At 65.2% G+C, this 16,644-nt stretch carries 15 protein-coding genes and 1 tRNA gene; 9 read left to right on the top strand and 7 right to left on the bottom strand.

All coding sequences use genetic code 11. The annotated features are described in order from the left end of the window. Positions 1-2: 2 nt before the first annotated feature. From AC1ROK_RS00795 to AC1ROK_RS00785, 3 genes are all read right to left on the bottom strand, one after another. Positions 3-575: a TetR/AcrR family transcriptional regulator gene (locus AC1ROK_RS00795; protein WP_492842869.1), complete on the bottom strand. Its 573-nt coding sequence runs from the start codon at positions 573-575 to the stop codon at positions 3-5. A 15-nt stretch (positions 576-590) separates the two neighbouring features. Then, entirely contained in the window at positions 591-2,096 is a 1,506-nt protein-coding gene (locus AC1ROK_RS00790) for an efflux transporter outer membrane subunit (RefSeq protein ID WP_492842867.1), read from the bottom strand. Between the two features lie 340 nt (positions 2,097-2,436). Continuing rightward, positions 2,437-2,511 (bottom strand) — tRNA-Gly (locus tag AC1ROK_RS00785). 212 nt (positions 2,512-2,723) lie between these two features. Between AC1ROK_RS00785 and AC1ROK_RS00780 the strand changes: the two genes are divergently transcribed. The 8 genes from AC1ROK_RS00780 (at position 2,724) to AC1ROK_RS00745 (ending at position 10,374) form a co-directional block, all read left to right on the top strand. After that, entirely contained in the window at positions 2,724-3,671 is a 948-nt protein-coding gene (locus AC1ROK_RS00780) for a tetratricopeptide repeat protein (protein ID WP_492842865.1), read from the top strand. A 28-nt stretch (positions 3,672-3,699) separates the two neighbouring features. Next, the gene (locus AC1ROK_RS00775) at positions 3,700-4,365 is read left to right on the top strand and encodes an LON peptidase substrate-binding domain-containing protein (RefSeq protein ID WP_492842863.1); all 666 of its coding nucleotides are present in this window, start codon (positions 3,700-3,702) and stop codon (positions 4,363-4,365) included. A gap of 41 nt (positions 4,366-4,406) precedes the next feature. Then, entirely contained in the window at positions 4,407-4,610 is a 204-nt protein-coding gene (locus tag AC1ROK_RS00770; protein ID WP_055875178.1) for a Trm112 family protein, read from the top strand. Positions 4,611-5,018: 408 nt separating this feature from the next. Continuing rightward, positions 5,019-5,624: a 3-isopropylmalate dehydratase small subunit gene (gene leuD / locus AC1ROK_RS00765; RefSeq protein ID WP_492842861.1), complete on the top strand. Its 606-nt coding sequence runs from the start codon at positions 5,019-5,021 to the stop codon at positions 5,622-5,624. 10 nt (positions 5,625-5,634) lie between these two features. Beyond that, on the top strand, positions 5,635-6,024 hold the full coding sequence (locus AC1ROK_RS00760; RefSeq protein ID WP_492842859.1) for a RidA family protein: 390 nt from the start codon (positions 5,635-5,637) through the stop codon (positions 6,022-6,024). A 266-nt stretch (positions 6,025-6,290) separates the two neighbouring features. Next, the gene (locus AC1ROK_RS00755; protein WP_492842857.1) at positions 6,291-7,556 is read left to right on the top strand and encodes a Glu/Leu/Phe/Val family dehydrogenase; all 1,266 of its coding nucleotides are present in this window, start codon (positions 6,291-6,293) and stop codon (positions 7,554-7,556) included. A 206-nt stretch (positions 7,557-7,762) separates the two neighbouring features. Beyond that, complete coding sequence (gene leuB / locus AC1ROK_RS00750; protein WP_492842855.1) at positions 7,763-8,860, top strand: 3-isopropylmalate dehydrogenase; 1,098 nt, start codon at positions 7,763-7,765, stop codon at positions 8,858-8,860. A gap of 110 nt (positions 8,861-8,970) precedes the next feature. Next, positions 8,971-10,374: a pyridoxal phosphate-dependent decarboxylase family protein gene (locus AC1ROK_RS00745; protein WP_492842853.1), complete on the top strand. Its 1,404-nt coding sequence runs from the start codon at positions 8,971-8,973 to the stop codon at positions 10,372-10,374. Here AC1ROK_RS00745 and AC1ROK_RS00740 read toward each other — a convergent pair. After that, positions 10,371-10,619 (bottom strand): YjiS-like domain-containing protein, encoded by a 249-nt coding sequence (locus tag AC1ROK_RS00740; RefSeq protein WP_492842851.1) that lies wholly within the window; start codon positions 10,617-10,619, stop codon positions 10,371-10,373. The genes AC1ROK_RS00745 and AC1ROK_RS00740 overlap by 4 nt on opposite strands. 211 nt (positions 10,620-10,830) lie before the next feature. Here AC1ROK_RS00740 and AC1ROK_RS00735 point away from each other — a divergent pair, with 211 nt between their 5' ends. After that, entirely contained in the window at positions 10,831-11,478 is a 648-nt protein-coding gene (locus tag AC1ROK_RS00735) for a TetR/AcrR family transcriptional regulator (RefSeq protein WP_492842849.1), read from the top strand. A 219-nt stretch (positions 11,479-11,697) separates the two neighbouring features. Here the strand turns inward: AC1ROK_RS00735 and AC1ROK_RS00730 are convergent, their stop codons facing one another. The 3 genes from AC1ROK_RS00730 to AC1ROK_RS00720 all read right to left on the bottom strand — a co-directional run bounded on the left by AC1ROK_RS00730 (position 11,698) and on the right by AC1ROK_RS00720 (position 16,529). After that, the gene (locus tag AC1ROK_RS00730; protein WP_492842847.1) at positions 11,698-12,696 is read right to left on the bottom strand and encodes an LLM class flavin-dependent oxidoreductase; all 999 of its coding nucleotides are present in this window, start codon (positions 12,694-12,696) and stop codon (positions 11,698-11,700) included. Positions 12,697-12,995: 299 nt separating this feature from the next. Then, positions 12,996-14,807, bottom strand: a complete 1,812-nt coding sequence (locus AC1ROK_RS00725) for an ABC transporter ATP-binding protein (RefSeq protein ID WP_492842845.1) — start codon at positions 14,805-14,807, stop codon at positions 12,996-12,998. Positions 14,808-15,329: 522 nt separating this feature from the next. Continuing rightward, complete coding sequence (locus AC1ROK_RS00720) at positions 15,330-16,529, bottom strand: ammonium transporter (protein WP_492842843.1); 1,200 nt, start codon at positions 16,527-16,529, stop codon at positions 15,330-15,332. Positions 16,530-16,644 lie beyond the last annotated feature (115 nt).

Below are 16,644 nucleotides of genomic sequence, written 5' to 3'. Positions count from 1 at the left end.
GTTCAACCTCTAATTGTCTGGACGACCGCCTCGAGGCTCTCGCGCACTCGGGCTGGGATGTCGGCGTCGGCATCGTTGCGCCAGCGGTCAAAGGTCACGCGCACGGCGCCGGTCATGGCTCCGGCGAGCGCCATGGCCCGCACGTCATCGGCTGGCACGCCGAGGCGTCCCGCAATCAGCCCCTGAAGCTGCAGCTCGAACTTGTGGAACTCTGCCATCTGCAGAGGCATCAGCCTGGGGTGAGCAATCGAGATCTCGCGCATCAGCGGTTCGATCCAACGGCCCTGCTCCATCGCCGCAGCCTGAGCCACCAACAGCTCGACAAGGTCGCCCGCAAGGTCGCCCGCTCCCGAGGCAAAGCGCGCGACAGCCTCCTCGGGCAAGGGCGGCGGCGGAAGCACGAACACGGCCTCCTTGAAAGGGAAGTAGTTGAAGAAGCTCCGCTGGCTGATGCCGGCTGCCTCGCATATTGCCTCGATCGTCACCGCTTCCACGCCATGGTCGCGGGCCATTCGCAGCGCCACATCGTGGATGAGGCGGGTTGTTTCCGCTTTTCGCCGTTGCCTGAGGTCCATGTTCACCGTCCCTGATCAGTCGCCGAGCCGCCAGCCGCCGCCAAACGCCTTGGCCAGAGCGATATAGTCGAGCGCCAGCTGTGCATCCGATTGCGCCAGCGCATTCTCGGCCGACTGCTGCGCCGCCTGGGCCGACAGCAGCTCGCTATAGGTAGCACTGCCGCCTTTATAGAGCTCATTGGAGAGCTCCTCGGCCTTTGAATAGGCGGCAACGCTCGCCGCCAGGGAAGCGCGTCGCGACTTTTCGCGACTATAGGCGACGAGTGCATCCTCGACGTCGCGCACGGCTGTAAGCACAGTTTCGCGGTAGGCGAGGTATTCGGAACGTGCGGCGGACTTGGCGAGGTCCACGCTAGCCGTGAGGCGGTCGCGGTTGAAGATTGGCAGGCTGAGAGTGGGACCGAGATTCCAAGTGCCGGTTACGCCGTTGGTCGAGAGCGCGCCCGTGAGGGTCAGGCTCGGATAGAGATCGGCCTCCTTCACCCCAATATCGGCAACGGCCGAGGCGAGCTTGCGCTCGGCCTGCCGAATATCCGGGCGCGAGCGCAGCAGGTCAGCCGGCACCCCTTTCCCGATATCGCCCTTGGCACGCGGAATGCGTTTGCCCGCGTCAAACATCGCCTGGATTTCCTTCGGCTCCCTGCCGACAAGCAAGGCGAGCGCGTTGATCGACTGCTGCAGCGATGCCTCGAGGCTAGGGATACCGGCGGCCGTGCTCTGCTGCTGACCCACCGACTGCGACAATGCTAGCTCGGTGGCGGCGCCAGCGGCGACCTGCTTGCGCACAACTTCCGTAGTGGCGGTCTGCGTGTCGAGGGAAGCCTTGGCCAGCGCGAGGCGGCGCTGGTAAGCCCGCACGTTAACATAGGTGCCGGCGACTTCGCCGATCAGCGAGAGCCGCGCTCCATTCGCCGCTTCTTCTGCGGTCTGCACGTTGGCAACCTGGGCCTCGCGGTTCCGCTTGCCGGCGCCGAACAGGTCGATCTCCCAGCTCGCATCGATCGAAGCTGAGCGACTGGTGGGGATGACATCGGTGGCGGTGCTGCCTGAGGCGGAACCGGAGACCGAGCTGTTGATCGAGGGATGATAGCTTACCCCGTTGATCTGCGCAGTGGCCCGGGCTGCCTCGACGCGCTCAATGGCCTGCAGCACGGTAAGGTTCTGCGCCAGCCCCAACGCAACGAGGTTGTTGAGCTGCTTGTCGCCGAACTGCGTCCACCACGCTGTGTCCGGCGCGACGGTCGAGCCGGCCGTGCTTGCGCCTACGTAGGACGAACTGAGCCGCAGCTCCGGCTTCGAGTAGTCGAGGCCGAGGGACGAACAGCCGGCCAGCACTACGATTGTCGCGCAAGCCGGGACCAGCCGAGCCAGATCGGGCGGACGAAGGGAGGATGTCACTCGAACCTCGAAGAGAATCTGCATGGTGAGCATAATGTGCGTGATATGCACATCATGCAGTTTGTGCAAATACTTGGACGCGTCGTGGCTGTCAAGCGACGGACAGATCCCGGCCCAGCGCATGACACGTGCTTTGGAGCGCCCAATGATCGGCACCGGCTCGGGGAGTTTTGGACGCAAAGGAACGCCGCAGCGCGCGGCCGCAACGCCTGCGAGCTCGCCGCTTCCCTAGTGCCTGGAGGCCAGTGACGGCCCCCCTTGGGCCAACAGCGGACGCGCTTACGGGCCAGGTAGGCCTGAAGGGCCACGGTCGGTCATGCACACCGATGGCCTGTGCAGGAGGGAAGTTGGCAGTGGGCCGGGATTGCTTCTGAAGCCCGCTCCAAACGCACGCCCGGAAAAAACGAAGGCCGGGCTGTTGGCCCGGCCTTATCGTCACATCCCTGAGGTCCAGGGAGGATATTGGAGCGGGCGAAGGGATTCGAACCCTCGACCCTAACCTTGGCAAGGTTATGCTCTACCCCTGAGCTACACCCGCACTCCATCGGCTCTTTACGATGCTTCGTTCCCGTGGGAAACTTGGCAGCGCCGAACCGCGCGCCTATATGCCCAATCGAAAGCGGGTTTGCAACCCATAATTCTGGTCTCATCAAAGCCGTGATAAAGCTTGCGTCCGACACCCATCGGAGCGCAAGAAAACCAAGGAAAGACGGGCCTCTCAGCGTCCCGTCGCGGCAGGAAAAGCACAGCATGTCCTTCAACGACCTCAACCCGGCCTCACAAAATTCTTCGGTGCCCGCCGGCGCCCTGATCAAGGATTCGACCGATCGCGCCTTCAAGGCCGACGTGATCGATGCCTCGCTGGAGGCCCCGGTGCTGGTGGATTTCTGGGCGCCATGGTGCGGCCCCTGCCGGCAGCTGACGCCGAACCTCGAGAAGGTGATCAACGAAAAGGCTGGCAAGATCCGGCTGGTGAAGATCAACATCGACGAGAACCCGGGCGTTGCGGGCCAACTGGGCATCCAGTCGATTCCCGCCGTGTTCGCCTTCGCCGGCGGCCGACCGGTCGATGCCTTCCTCGGGGCGATCCCCGAGAGCGAGGTGCGGCGGTTTGCCGACAAGGTGATCTCGGCCGCTCCCGCGGGCCAGCCGCAGGCCGGCTCGATCGAAGAAGAGATCGCCAATGCGCTCACCGCCGCCGGCGAAGCGCTGAAGGTGGGCGACCTCAACCAGGCGGCGCAGATCTATGGCATGGTGCTGCAGCACCAGCCGGAGAACGCGCCGGCGATCGTCGGCATGGCCAAGGTGTTCCTTGCCGCCGGCGAGCCGGACCAGGCGCAGGCGGTGCTCGACACCATGCCGGAAGCCGAACGCAAGGGTGACGACTACACCTCGACCCTGGCCGCGCTTAAGCTATTGGGCGAAGCCGCGGAACTCAGCGAGACCGATGAACTCGCGGCGCAGCTCGAAAAGAACCCCGACGACCATCAGGCGCGTTTCGATCTCGCGGTGAAGTACAATGCCGAGGGCAAGCGCCTCGAAGCCGCCGAGGCGCTGGTGGCGCTGATGCGCCGCGACCGCACCTGGAACGAGGACGGGGCGCGCAAGAAGCTGCTCGAACTGTTCGAAGCCTGGGGCCCCAAGGACCCCGCCACGCTGAAGGGCCGCCGGCTGCTGTCGGCGCTGCTGTTCAGCTAACTGCCATTTGCGCCCAAGGAGGCGCCCCGTGTTGAAGCGACCGAATTCTCCCGCCGATCTGCCCGCCAGCGTGCCGCTGTTCCCGCTGACGGGCGCCTTGCTGCTGCCCTATGCCCGGCGGCCGCTCAATATCTTCGAACCGCGCTATGTCGAAATGATCGATCATGCGCTCAAGGGCGACCGGCTGATCGGCTTGATCCAGCCGCGCGATACCTCGGAGGAAAGCCCGAAGGGCCGGGCGCCGCTGCAGCGCATCGGCACGGTGGGGCGGATCAGCCATTTCGAGGAAGTCGAGGAAGCCCGCTACTTCGTCATCCTCGAGGGGCTGTGCCGCTTCGAGCTCATCAAGGAGATGCCGACGATGACGCCGTTCCGGCGCGGGATGATCGCCACCGATATGTTCGCCTCGGATTTCGACCGCGAGTTCGGCGAGGAGGCAGTGGATCGGCCGCGCTTCCTCAAGATGATGCGGGACTATGCCGAGTTCGGCAATTTCGACCTCAACTGGGACGAGATCCAAAAGACCGGCACCGCCGACCTGGTCAACTTCTGTGCCATGGTCTCGCCCTACGGCGCGGCCGAAAAGCAGGCGCTGCTCGAGGCCGATACGCTCGAAACCCGCGCCGAGACGTTGATCGCCATGGCCGAGTTCGAGATGGCCAAGGGCGGCGACCGGGCCTCGCCGCTCAATTGAGCGAGGGAACTCCAGCCCAGGCAGCGACCAATCTCCGCCATGTGGTGGATGTGAAGACGCTCGAAATGCTGGTCTGTCCCCTGACCAAGACCCGGCTGACGCTCTCCGCCGACGGCACCGAGCTGATCTCGGTGGCGGCGCACCTGGCGTTCCCGATCCGCGAGGGCGTGCCGATGCTCAGCCTCGATGAGGCGCGGGAGATCGAGCAGGGCGACATGGGCCGCAACCTGCCGCGGCTGGGCTAGCGCGGTTCTTCGGGAAGATCATGTGGGCGAACCACGGTCATGCCCACCCACCGGGTGTCATCCCTGCGAAAGCAGGGACCCATCCTTCCATCTGCTCGGGTTGTGAGTTGGGTCCCTGCTTGCGCGGGGATGACACCGAGTCCAGCAGCGCTACCTCGTGGCAAGTTCGCCGGCGAGTGCCGTACTTGCAGCAGGCCCTGGCTCAGCGCGCAGGTGCTTGCGCAGGGATGACAGCCAGTTTGAGGTTCTGCCGGGTGGATCAATCAAGCCGTAAATGCTCCGCGTCTCGATTGGTCGCGCTTTCGAACCGGAAAGCCTGCAACTTTTCCTGAAAACGCTCCAATAGCGAACGACTTGATTCCCGGCCCTCCTTGCTTCATTACAGCCGGCACCGAAAGGGGTATTGCCATGGAAAAGTTCACGAGCCTGACGGGCGTCGCCGCGCCGCTGCCGATCATCAACATCGACACGGACATGATCATTCCCAAGCAGTACCTCAAGACCATCAAGCGCACCGGGCTCGGCACGGCCCTGTTCTCCGAGATGCGCTATAATGAAGATGGCTCGGAAAATGAGAGCTTCGTGCTCAACAAGCCGGCCTATCGGCACGCCAAGATCATCGTCGCCGGCGACAATTTCGGCTGCGGCTCGTCGCGTGAGCATGCGCCGTGGGCGTTGCTCGATTTCGGCGTGCGCTGCGTGATCTCCACCAGCTTCGCCGACATCTTCTACAATAACTGCTTCAAGAACGGCATCCTGCCGATCGTGGTGACGCCCGAGCAGCTGGCCCTGCTGATGGACGATGCCGAACGCGGCTCGAACGCCACGATCAGCGTCGACCTCGAGAGCCAGACGATCAAGGGGCCGGATGGCGGTTCGATTCACTTCGATATCGATCCGTCGCGCAAGCAGACGCTGCTCGAGGGGCTCGACGATATCGCGACGACGCTGAAGGCCGATCCGGCGATCTCAGGGTTCGAGAAAAAGATGGGCCAGGACCGGCCCTGGCTCTGAGGAGCAGGCGATGGTCCTCCACATCTCTTCCGGCTCGCCGTTTGAAAAGAAGATCGGCTATTCGCGCGCCGTGATCGACGGCAACATGGCCTATGTCTCGGGCACCACCGGGTATGACTACAAGACCATGGTGATGCCAGAAGACGCCGGCCAGCAGGCGCGCAACGCCTTCGCCACCATTGCTCAGGCGCTCGAGGAAGCCGGCGGCACCATCAAGGACACGGTGCGCGTCCGCTACTACATCACCGACATGGCGCATTACGATGCGCTGGTCGCGGTGGCTGGCGAAGTGTTCGCCGACATTCGGCCGGCCGCCACCATGGTGGTGTGCGGGCTGACACGGCCCGAGATGAAGCTCGAGATCGAAGTCACCGCCCGCTTCGGTGCCCACGGGCGCTGAGGCGATGGATTTCGTCCAGCCGCGTCCGAGCCTTGCCGCGATGACCGTGGGCTTTGCCACGACCGCCCGGTTACAAAGCCTCAGCAGCGGGCATCGACGCGTAGTGCAGCAGCACCTCACCTCTCCGGCTTCTCCCCCACCCTGATCCGCCGCCGGCGGTTTCATCGAACCGCTCGACGTCATCGACGGCGCTCGCGTCTCCGACCCCCGTCCCAGGGGCGGAGCGCTCGCCGGTTTTCGCTCATGCCCAGACTCCAGGAATATCCATGTCCGACGACACTTTGCTCGACCGCGCCCTCACCCGCCTCGACGAGGCTGCCAGCCACCTGAGGATCGACCAGGATGTCATCGAGAAGCTGAAATATCCGCGCGAGACCACCAAGATGCGGCTGATGATCCGCATGGACGATGGCTCGCGTAAGTCGTTCCTCGCCTGGCGCTGCCGCTATGACGATACCCGTGGGCCGACCAAGGGCGGCATCCGCTTCCACCCGGACTCCAGCATCGAAGAGGTGGAGACGCTGGCGTTCTGGATGACCTTCAAGTGCGCTGTGATGAACCTGCCCTATGGCGGCGGCAAGGGCGCCGTGCGGGTCGATCCGCGCATGCTGTCGAAGTCGGAGCTGGAGCGGCTGTCGCGCGCCTATATGCAGGCCTTCGCCCGCGTCGTCGGACCGGATCGCGATATCCCGGCGCCGGACGTCTACACCAATGCGATGATCATGGGCTGGATGGCCGACGAATACAGCCAGATCGTCGGGCAGCTGAGCCCGGCAGTGATCACCGGCAAGCCGATCGCACTGGGTGGTTCGCTCGGCCGCAACGACGCGACGGCGCGCGGCGGCTATTACCTGGTCCGGCATCTGGCCAGCGAGCTGGGGCTCGGCGCCGGCATGCGCGTCGCCATCCAGGGTTTTGGCAATGCCGGGCAGTATTACGCGCAGCTCGCCGGCGCCGACGGCCACAAGATCGTTGCGGTGTCGGATTCGGCCGGCGCCATCCAACGGGCCGACGGGCTGGATGTGACAAAGCTGATCGCCGGCAAGCTGGCGGGCAAGCACGTCGCCGAGCTCGCGGCGGAGCTGGGCGCACAGGTCATCGCGGCTGAGGCGTTGATCGGGGTCGATTGCGACCTGCTGGTGCCGGCGGCGCTTGAGGACATGATCACCCTCGACAATGCCAGCTCGATCAAAGCCAGGGTGGTGCTCGAACTCGCCAATGGACCGGTGACGCCGGATGCCGACAAACTGCTGGAAGCGCGCGGGATCACCGTGCTGCCGGACATTCTCGCCAATGCCGGCGGCGTCACCGTCTCCTATTTCGAATGGGTGCAGAACCGCCAGGGGTTCTACTGGGACGTCGAGGAAATCCACGCCCGGCTGCTGCGCATCATGGAGCGCGAGGGAAGGGCAGTGTGGGACATTGCGAGGGATCGCAGGACGACGATGCGCACCGCCGCCTATGTGCACGCGCTGTCGCGGCTCGCCACCGCCATCGAGGCGCATGGCACGCAGCCCTTCTTCACCAGCTGACGAACGTCGAGCGGCGGAGCGAGATCAGGAAAGGTTGCAGACCTTTCCGGTTCGATCTCGCGACAAAACAAGGACTTTGAGCAGGAGTGCGATTCAATGAAACGCAATCCTGCTCAAGGCGGTTTAGGCGTTCGTCGGCCTTGCAGGCGTGGGGCAAGTAGCGATAAGTCCCGCGCCAGCATCATCCTGCAATAGAGGGATCACCCATGGCCCAGAAACTCTTCCTTCTCCCCGGCGACGGCATCGGCACCGAGATCATGAAGGAGGTCGAGAAGGTGATCGCCTGGCTCAACAGCCAGGGCGAGACGGATTTCACCTTCGATTCGGGCCTCGTGGGTGGTTGCGCCTATGACGCGCATGGCGAGGCGATCTCGGAAGAGGATATGCAGAAGGCGCTCGCCGCCGATGCAGTGATCTTCGGCGCGGTTGGCGGACCGAAATGGGACAAGGTGCCTTATGAGAAGCGTCCGGAAGCGGGCCTGCTCCGCCTCCGCAAGGACCTGAAGCTGTTCGCCAACCTCCGTCCGGCGATCTGCTATCCGGCGCTGGCCGATGCCTCGTCGCTGAAGCGCGAGCTGGTCGAGGGCCTCGACATCCTGATCGTGCGCGAGCTGACCGGCGGCGTCTATTTCGGCGAGCCCAAGACCATCACCGATCTCGGTAATGGGCAGAAGCGCGCCATCGATACGCAGGTCTACGAGACCTACGAGATCGACCGGATCGTCCGCGTCGCCATGGACCTCGCCCGCACCCGCAAGAACAAGGTGCACTCGGCCGACAAGAAGAACGTCATGAAGTCGGGCGTGCTGTGGGACGAAGTCGCGCAGGCGGTGGCCAAGGACTATCCGGATGTCGAATTCCACCACATCCTCGCCGACAACGCGGCGATGCAGCTGGTGCGCAACCCCAAGCAGTTCGACGTGATGGTCACCGACAACCTGTTCGGCGATATCCTGTCGGACGCGGCGGCGATGCTCACCGGCTCGCTCGGCATGCTGCCCTCGGCTTCGCTGGGTGCGCCCGACGCGGCGACCGGCAAGCGCAAGGCGCTGTACGAGCCCGTGCATGGCTCGGCGCCGGACATTGCCGGCAAGGGTGTCGCCAACCCGATCGCCATGCTGGCCTCGTTCGCCATGGCGCTGCGCTACTCGTTCAACCTGGTGGCGCTGGCCGATCGGCTCGAGGCGGCGATTTCGAGCGTGCTGGCCGATGGCCTGCGCACCGGTGACATCGCGCAGGACAACCGCAAGACCGTCGGCACCGAAGAGATGGGCGCCGCGATCCTCAAGAAGCTCGCCGCGTAACAGCCGACGTACTCATTTGCAAAGGCCCGGTGTCCCAGGGGTGCCGGGCCTTCGTTCATCTGGGCTTCAGGTGCGCTATGATCTCTCCGGCACATCGGGGAGGTCATATTATGACTTACGACATACGCACATTGCTGAATCGCGCCGTCGACCATGCCGTCGATTATCGCGCCTCGCTCAACGAACATGCCGGCCGCCCGGACCATAGCTATGCTGAGATGCGCGACCGGCTGCTCGAGCCGGTGCCCGAACAGGGCGCCGCGCCGCTCGAGGTGCTCGAGGAGCTGGTCCGGCGCAGCGAGGGTGGGCTGATGCCGATCACCGGACCGCGCTTTTTCGGCTGGGTGATGGGCGCCTCGCATCCGGCTGGCGTCGCCGCCGACTGGCTGGTCAGCGCCTGGGGGCAGAATGCCGGCTACCACACCCCGACTCCGGCGGCCGCCGCGATGGAAGAGGTGGCCGAGCGCTGGCTGCTCGACATCCTCGACCTGCCGCGTCAAAGCTCGATCGGCTTCACCACCGGGGCCACTGTCGCTGGCGCCGTGGGGCTTGCCGCGGCGCGCACCCGGGTGCTGCTCGATGCCGGCTGGGACCCGGATGCCGATGGCCTGTTCGGCGCGCCGCCGGTGCATGTGCTGATCGGCGACGACGCGCATTCCTCGATGTTCTCGGCGCTGCAGCTGATCGGCTTCGGCTATCGCCGGCTGATCCGGGTCGCCACCGACGGGCAGGGCCGGATGAGCGTTGCGGCGCTCGATGCCGCGCTGCGGGGGCTGAGCGGCCCGAAGATCGTCATCGCGCAGGCCGGGCAGATCAATACCGGCGCCTATGACCGGTTCGACGACATCATCCCGATCGCCCACGCCGCCGGCGCCTGGGTGCATGTCGATGGAGCGTTCGGGCTCTGGGCCCGCACCACGCCATCGCTCAAGCACCTGACCACGGGCATCGAGGCGGCGGATTCCTGGGTCACCGACGGGCACAAATGGCTGCAGGTGCCGTATGATTCCGGCTTTGCCATCGTGCGTGACCGCGAGGCGCATCAGCGCGCCATGACGCAATGGGCAAGCTACCTGCCGACCATCAGCCCGACCGACCGGGTGCCCTCGGCGTTCGTGCCGGAACTGTCGCGCCGGGCCCGCGGCACGCCGGTCTGGGCGATGCTGAAGACGCTGGGCCGGCAGGGCGTGGCGGAGCTGGTGGAACGGCACTGTGCGCTGACCCGGCGGATGGCCGAACGGCTCAGCGCCGAGCCGGGCATCAATCTCCGTAACGAGGTCACCATCAACCAGCTGATCGTCGACTTCGGCGCGGGCGACGCGGCAACGCGCAAGGCACTGACCGAAGCGGTGATCGCTGGCGTGCAGGCAGGCGGCGTGTGCTTTGCCGGCGGCGCGGCCTGGCATGGCGATTGGGTGATGCGGATCTCGGTCACCTCAGGCGCCACGACCGAAGCGGACATCGACCTTTCGGCCGATGCCATCATCGCTGCGTGGCGGGCAGTCAGGGGTTAGCGATGGTCAGGCTTCCGCATCGGGTTGAACAGCACGGAACTCCGCTTGCCGTCGAGCGCGTCGAAGATGTCGCCGGGCTCGATCCCCATGTCGCGCAGCAGATGCGGCTGCATCCGGCTGAGGCCAATCAGCGTGGCGCGTTCTCGCTTCCGCTGCATCCAGCGGTGCAGCAGGCGTCGGATGAAGCCGGCATCGGCATTGTGGCGTATGGCCAGCGGGCTCTCGTCCAGGTCGATGGTCGTCATCGTCGTATTCCTCAGCGCGCCCCGCTTTCCACAAAACATATGATGACTGCGGGTGAGAGGATAGCGAGCGTTTGGTGCGGTTCGCGCCGCGCCGAAATTACCAAGCGGCACCAACGCCGTAGCCCGTCGGTCAGCGGTTGGGACAAAATGTCGGCTAGGGTCGATCGACCCCGGAACCGCACCGGCGGTACAGTTTTCTGGAGGGACCAGCATGCGCAAAGGCAATGAGACGCGCGAACGCATCCTCGACATCGCCGAAGCGGGTGTGCTCGCCAAGGGGTTTGGCGCCACCTCGATCGACGAGATCATCGCCGAGGCAGGGATCACCAAATCCGGCTTCTTCTATCATTTCCACGACAAGAACGAGCTGGCGCGCGGACTGCTGTCGCGTTACCGCGGCCGTCTCGAACAACTGGTCGACGAGATCTTCGGCCGGGCAGCGGAGCTAAGCGACGATCCGCTGCAGCGGCTGCTGATCGGGCTGACGCTGTTCGCCGAGCACATGGCGGCGATGCCCGGCGGGCATCCGGGCTGTCTCGTCGCGACGATGAGCTACCAGGACCAGCTGTTCAATCGCGAGGTTCGCGCCATGGTCAACTCGATCGTAGAGGACTGGAATGCCTTCTTCCGGACCATGGTCGAGAAGATCGTCGCGGTCTATCCGCTGCGCGAACCCCTGGACGCTGGCCGCATTGCGCGCAACATCACCTGTGCCATCGATGGCGGTATCATCATGAGCAAGTCGCTCGGCGACCCCTCAGTGCTGCCCGAGCAGATGCTGATGGCGCGCAACTACGTGAAGATGCTGTTCCAGCCGGCGTCGCTCTACGCCATGCCGCGGGAAGCGCTGGCGGCTTGAACGGCTCCTCGGAGACGCCGTGGCCCCGGCACCCCCCTCCGAGCTGCGCTAGGTCGCTACGCTCCCAAGCTTCGCTTGCCTCCCCCGTCAAGGGGGAGGTGAGCATCGAGCTTGTGGCTGATTCCAACCACAATTACCGGCGGACACCCTCCCCTTGACGGGGAGGGATGGGGTGGGGTGAGCAGCACGCGTGATGTTCGCTGGGTCCACTACAGACGATCAGTTCAGCCCGAACGCCTCCGCCAGCAGGCGGAACGAGCGGAGCCTGAGCTCGTAGTCGTACATGGTGGTGGTGACCATCACCTCGTCGGCGCCGGACTCTTCGACCTTCTTCTCGATCGCCGCTTTCACCGTCGACGGCGAGCCGACGATCCACAGCGGGCGCTGGCCCTCGATGATGCGGGTCTCGTGCGGGCTGTACTGGTGTGCCGCCGCTTGCTCGGGCGAAACGAGCTTCCGCACCTGGCCCGAATGGAACAGCGCCCACATCAGCTCCTGCGAGCGTGCAAGGAACTGCGCTTCCTCATCGGTCGGCGCGACCAGCGCCGAAACGGCGATGATGGCATGCGGCTTGGGAAACGCATCGGTGGGGGTAAACGCCGCGCGATAGGCGGCGAAGGCCGGGCCGGCCGGGGTGGCGCTGAAATGGGCGGCGAAGGAATAGCCGACACCGAGCTGTCCGGCCGCCTGGGCGCTCGCGCCGCTCGAACCGAGCAGATAAACCGGCGGCAGGTCCACTCGCTCGGGCACCACCATCACCTGGTGGAACGGGTGGTCGGGGGCGAAATTGGCTTCCTCGAAGGCCAGCATCTCGGCCAGTTCCTGGGCAAAGTACTCGCCACCGACGGAGCGCAGCGCCTGCAGGGTGCGGCCATCGCTGCCGCCGGCGCGGCCGATGCCGAGGTCGATGCGGCCGGGGTTGAGGCCATTGAGGGTGCGATAGGTCTCGACCACCCGCAGCGGCACGTGGTTGGGCAGCATGACGCCGCCGGAGCCGACGCGGATGCGCGAGGTGTTGGCCGCGGCGGTGGCGATCAGCACTTCCGGCGAGGACGAGGCGATCGAGGGCATACCGTGATGCTCGGCATACCACAGCCGCGTGAAGCCGAGCTCGTCGCCGAGCTTGGCGAGGCTGATGATGTTGCGCAGCGCGTCCGGCGTCGAGGTGCCTTCGGAAACGGGAGCGAGGTCGAGGATGGAGAGGGGAAGGGAAGCCATGAGGGCTTATATCGTTATTTGACGATGGATTGGAAGGGTGCTCCCGACTGATAGAGACGGCCCCCTCCCGGCCTCCCCCATAAAGGGGGAGGTGAAGAGTCGAGGCTCTGTCTTCGATCGTGCCAGACGCACTGGCGGGCACCTCCCCCTTTATGGGGGAGGATGGGAGGGGGCCGTCTCTCCAGGTAGAGCTCGATGCTCCGCCCACCCCCGCCAGCCGTCTGACAGCCACACCGACGCGAGGGGTACCGCATGCAGGACAATGGCTGTCGCGCACCGATCCTGGTCATGCTTTACGGCTACTCCGCCGCCTCGAGCCCCTTGATCAACTCGAGCGCCTGACGCTCGAACAGCCGGCGATAAATGCCGCCGTCGCGCTTCACCAACTGTTCGTGCGTGCCTTCCTCGACCACCTTGCCGCCGTCGAACACCAGCAGGCGATCGAGCGCCCGCACGGTCGAGAGGCGGTGGGCGATGACGATGGTGGTGCGGCCGACCATCAGCCGCTCCATCGCTTGCTGGATCAGCAGCTCGCTCTCGCTGTCGAGGCTGGAGGTCGCCTCGTCGAGGATCAGCACGCGCGCATCGGACAGGAAGGCGCGGGCAATGGCGACACGCTGGCGCTCGCCGCCCGAGAGCTTGATGCCGCGTTCGCCGACCAGCGTCTCGTAGCCCTTGGGCAGTTTGGCAATGAAGTCGTGGGCGTTGGCGAGTTTTGCCGCCTCCTCGATCTGGGCCCGGGTGGCGCCGGGCCGGCCATAGGCGATGTTCTCGGCCAGCGAGCGGTGGAACAGCACCGGCTCCTGCTGCACGATGGCGATCTGCTGGCGCAGCGAGGCCTGCTGCACGTCGCGGATGTCGATGCCGTCGATGACGATACGGCCACCGCTGACGTCGTGCAGGCGCTGGATCAGTTTGACGAAGGTGGTCTTGCCCGAGCCGGAATGGCCGACGAGGCCGACCTTCTCGCCTGGCGCGATGTGCACGTCGAGCTGGCGATAGAGCGGCTTCAGATGCACGCCGTAGTGGAAGTCGACATGCTCGAAGTCGATGGCGCCGGCTTTGACCGCCATCGGCCTGGCGCCGGGCTTGTCCTCGATGCCGAGCTTCTGGTCGTCGAGCGCCACCAGTTCTTCCATGTCGTTGACGGCCCGCTGCAGGTTGCGGACGTGCTGGCCGATATCGCGCAGGTACCCTTGCAGCACCAGGAAGGTGGTGATGACGAAGGTGACGTCACCGGCTGTGGCGGCGCCGCTCTGCCAGAGCAGCAGGCCCGAGCCGATAATGGCGCAGCGCAGCACCCAGAGCATGGTGTTCTGGATGGTGCCGTTGAGCGTGCCGCGGTTCCAAGTGCGCGAGGTGCGCTTGCGCCACTTGTCGACGACGTGGCCGAGGCGGGCTTCCTCGCGGTCCTCGGCGCCAAAACCCTTGACCACGATATTGCAGCTCACCGCGTCGGCCAGCGCGCCGCCCATGCGGGTATCCCAGGCATTGGCAAGGCTCGCCGCCGGCGCGACCCAGAGGGTCGAGAGGCTGACGGTGACAGTGATGTAGATGAGCGAGCCGACGCCGATGACGAGGCCCATCACCGGCCAGAACAGGCTCAGCATCACCGTGGTGCCGATCAGCATCACCAGCGAAGGCAGCAGCGCCATCAGGATCACGTCGTTGAGGCTGTCGAGCGCCCACATGCCGCGGGTGATCTTGCGCACGGTCGAGCCGGCAAAGGAATTGGCATGCCAATCCGACGAAAAGCGCTGCACACGGTGGAAGGCGTTCTGGGCAATATCGCTCATCATGCGCAAGGTGAGCGCGATGATGGTCTGGAAGGCGAGCTGACGCACCAGCACCGAGGCCGCGCCGAGCGCCACGATGACGAAAAAGGCGGTCATCGCCCCGTTCCAGGCGATCTCATTGGTGGCAGCGCCACTGGCCACTGCTTCGACCAGCCGGCCGGCAAAGAATGGGGTCAGGATGTCGGCGACGGTCTCGATGAAGAACAGGCCCATGATGAGGGCAACGCGCCTGGGCTGCCGGCGCCAGTGTCCGGCGGCGAAGCCGAGCACCTTGCCATAGGCCTGGCCGCGCTGAGTTTTCTTGGAAGAAGCCATGTCGTTCGTCCGGACGCCGCACAAGGCGGCCATCCGGTCCCGGAAAAGAGCAAAACTGGAAAAGAGCCGGAGAGTCCGGCGGCTAGCAAGCGATGGTCCTAAGGGCGGACCGCGGGCGACCTAACGGTGAAATCCGGAGGTGAGCCCTGCGAGGCGAGGTCGGAATGCTGTCATGTCGCGCCTCCCTATGGCTGGCCGAAGGAAGTCACTCATAGAGAGGTTTTTCGATCGCGGCAAGCGGGACGGGAGTCGGGAGCGCCCCGGGGCGAACTCAAAAATCTCGATGGCTGAACTCCCCGCGATGACAGCCGGTGGGTAGGTCCAGATTGGGCCCAACCACAACGCTGGTGCATGCCATTCGCGGAACCCGCTAGACCAGGAGCGCAACAGCGGCGGGCACGAGGATGATCGCGATGATCACGGCGATCGCCGGAAAATCGATGAACTTTGCGTCCTTGAAGGACATGAGAGCTCTCCTTCCACCCCAATTAACGCGGGGCGGAAGGAGCTGTTCCCAAAGGCTCAGAACTCGGGTTCGGCGCCGATCGAGTGGATCGACAAGTCGGCGCCGCGCCGCTGCTGTTCGTCGCTGAGGCGCACCGGCGCGACGCGGCTGGACAGCCAGTACAGCACGTAGCCGGCGGCGAAGGCATAGGCGGAGACGGCGAGCGAGCCGACCAGTTGGGTGACGAACGACACCCCGCCCATGCCGCCCAGCGCCTCGAGCCCGAAAATGCCGGCGGCGATGCCGCCCCACAGGCCGCAGAGGCCGTGCAATGGCCAGACGCCGAGCACGTCGTCGATCTTGAGCTTCTCCTGGGTAAGGGTGAAACCCTTGACGAAGATCACGCCCGCTACGGCGCCGACGGCGAGCGCCGCCAGCGGATGGTAGAGGTCGGAGCCGGCGCAGACCGCGACGAGCCCGGCCAGTGCGCCGTTATGGGTGAAGCCCGGATCGTTCCGGCCGATCACCACGGCGGCGATGATGCCGCCGACCATGGCCATCAGCGAGTTGATGGCGACGAGCCCGGAGACGCCGGCCACCGACTGGGCCGACATGACGTTGAAGCCGAACCAGCCGATGCAGAGCAGCCAGGTGCCGAGCGCCAGCCACGGGATCGAGGACGGGGCGAACGGCCGGCCGTTCGGGCCGTAGCGGCCGACCCGGGCGCCCATGCGCAGCACCGCGGCAAGCGCCAGCCAGCCGCCCAGCGCATGCACCTGGATCGAGCCGGCGAAATCGTGGAAGCGGGCGCCGAAGCTCGCTTCGAGCCAGGCCTGGATACCGTAATTGGCGTTCCAGACGATGCCCTCGGAGAACGGATAGATCAGCCCGACGATCACCGCGGCGGCGATCACCTGCGGCCAGAACTTGGCGCGTTCGGCGATGCCGCCGGAAATGATGGCAGGTACCGCCGCGGCGAAGGTGGCGAGGAAGAAGAACTTTACCAGGCTGAAGCCCTGCGGCGCGAAGCCCGCACCGCCGCCCGAGAGCGTCGCGGCATTGTGGAAGAAGGTGACGCCATAGGCGATGGAATAGCCGATGACGAAATAGGCCAGGGTCGAGAAGGCGAAGTCGACCAGGATCTTGACCAGCGCATTGACCTGGTTCTTGCCGCGCACCGTCCCCAGTTCGAGGAAGGCGAAACCGCCATGCATGGCGAACACCAGGATCGCGCCCACCAGCACAAAAAATACGTCGAGCCCAGCGGACTCAGCCATTGAAGCCTCCCAAACAAAACCCGGCTCGCATCCGGGCTAATTCGAGGGCACAGCAATCAAGCCGCGTGCCAGTTCAGCGGGCGGAAAGAGTGCAGCGGTTTCAGTAGGTTATGTT

This window comes from Devosia sp. GW821-FHT12F11 (genome assembly GCF_058806655.1).
This window is presented reverse-complemented; position numbering and strand designations above follow the sequence as displayed.

Excerpts from the sequence above, each read along its gene's own strand:
- AC1ROK_RS00795 (WP_492842869.1), bottom strand. The coding sequence starts at position 575 with ATGGACCTCAGGCAACGGCGAAAAGCGGAAACAACCCGCCTCATCCAC.
- AC1ROK_RS00790 (WP_492842867.1), bottom strand. The coding sequence starts at position 2,096 with ATGCGCTGGGCCGGGATCTGTCCGTCGCTTGACAGCCACGACGCGTCC.
- AC1ROK_RS00780 (WP_492842865.1), top strand. The coding sequence starts at position 2,724 with ATGTCCTTCAACGACCTCAACCCGGCCTCACAAAATTCTTCGGTGCCC.
- leuD (WP_492842861.1), top strand. The coding sequence starts at position 5,019 with ATGGAAAAGTTCACGAGCCTGACGGGCGTCGCCGCGCCGCTGCCGATC.
- AC1ROK_RS00760 (WP_492842859.1), top strand. The coding sequence starts at position 5,635 with ATGGTCCTCCACATCTCTTCCGGCTCGCCGTTTGAAAAGAAGATCGGC.
- AC1ROK_RS00755 (WP_492842857.1), top strand. The coding sequence starts at position 6,291 with ATGTCCGACGACACTTTGCTCGACCGCGCCCTCACCCGCCTCGACGAG.
- leuB (WP_492842855.1), top strand. The coding sequence starts at position 7,763 with ATGGCCCAGAAACTCTTCCTTCTCCCCGGCGACGGCATCGGCACCGAG.
- AC1ROK_RS00745 (WP_492842853.1), top strand. The coding sequence starts at position 8,971 with ATGACTTACGACATACGCACATTGCTGAATCGCGCCGTCGACCATGCC.
- AC1ROK_RS00740 (WP_492842851.1), bottom strand. The coding sequence starts at position 10,619 with ATGACGACCATCGACCTGGACGAGAGCCCGCTGGCCATACGCCACAAT.
- AC1ROK_RS00735 (WP_492842849.1), top strand. The coding sequence starts at position 10,831 with ATGCGCAAAGGCAATGAGACGCGCGAACGCATCCTCGACATCGCCGAA.
- AC1ROK_RS00730 (WP_492842847.1), bottom strand. The coding sequence starts at position 12,696 with ATGGCTTCCCTTCCCCTCTCCATCCTCGACCTCGCTCCCGTTTCCGAA.
- AC1ROK_RS00725 (WP_492842845.1), bottom strand. The coding sequence starts at position 14,807 with ATGGCTTCTTCCAAGAAAACTCAGCGCGGCCAGGCCTATGGCAAGGTG.
- AC1ROK_RS00720 (WP_492842843.1), bottom strand. The coding sequence starts at position 16,529 with ATGGCTGAGTCCGCTGGGCTCGACGTATTTTTTGTGCTGGTGGGCGCG.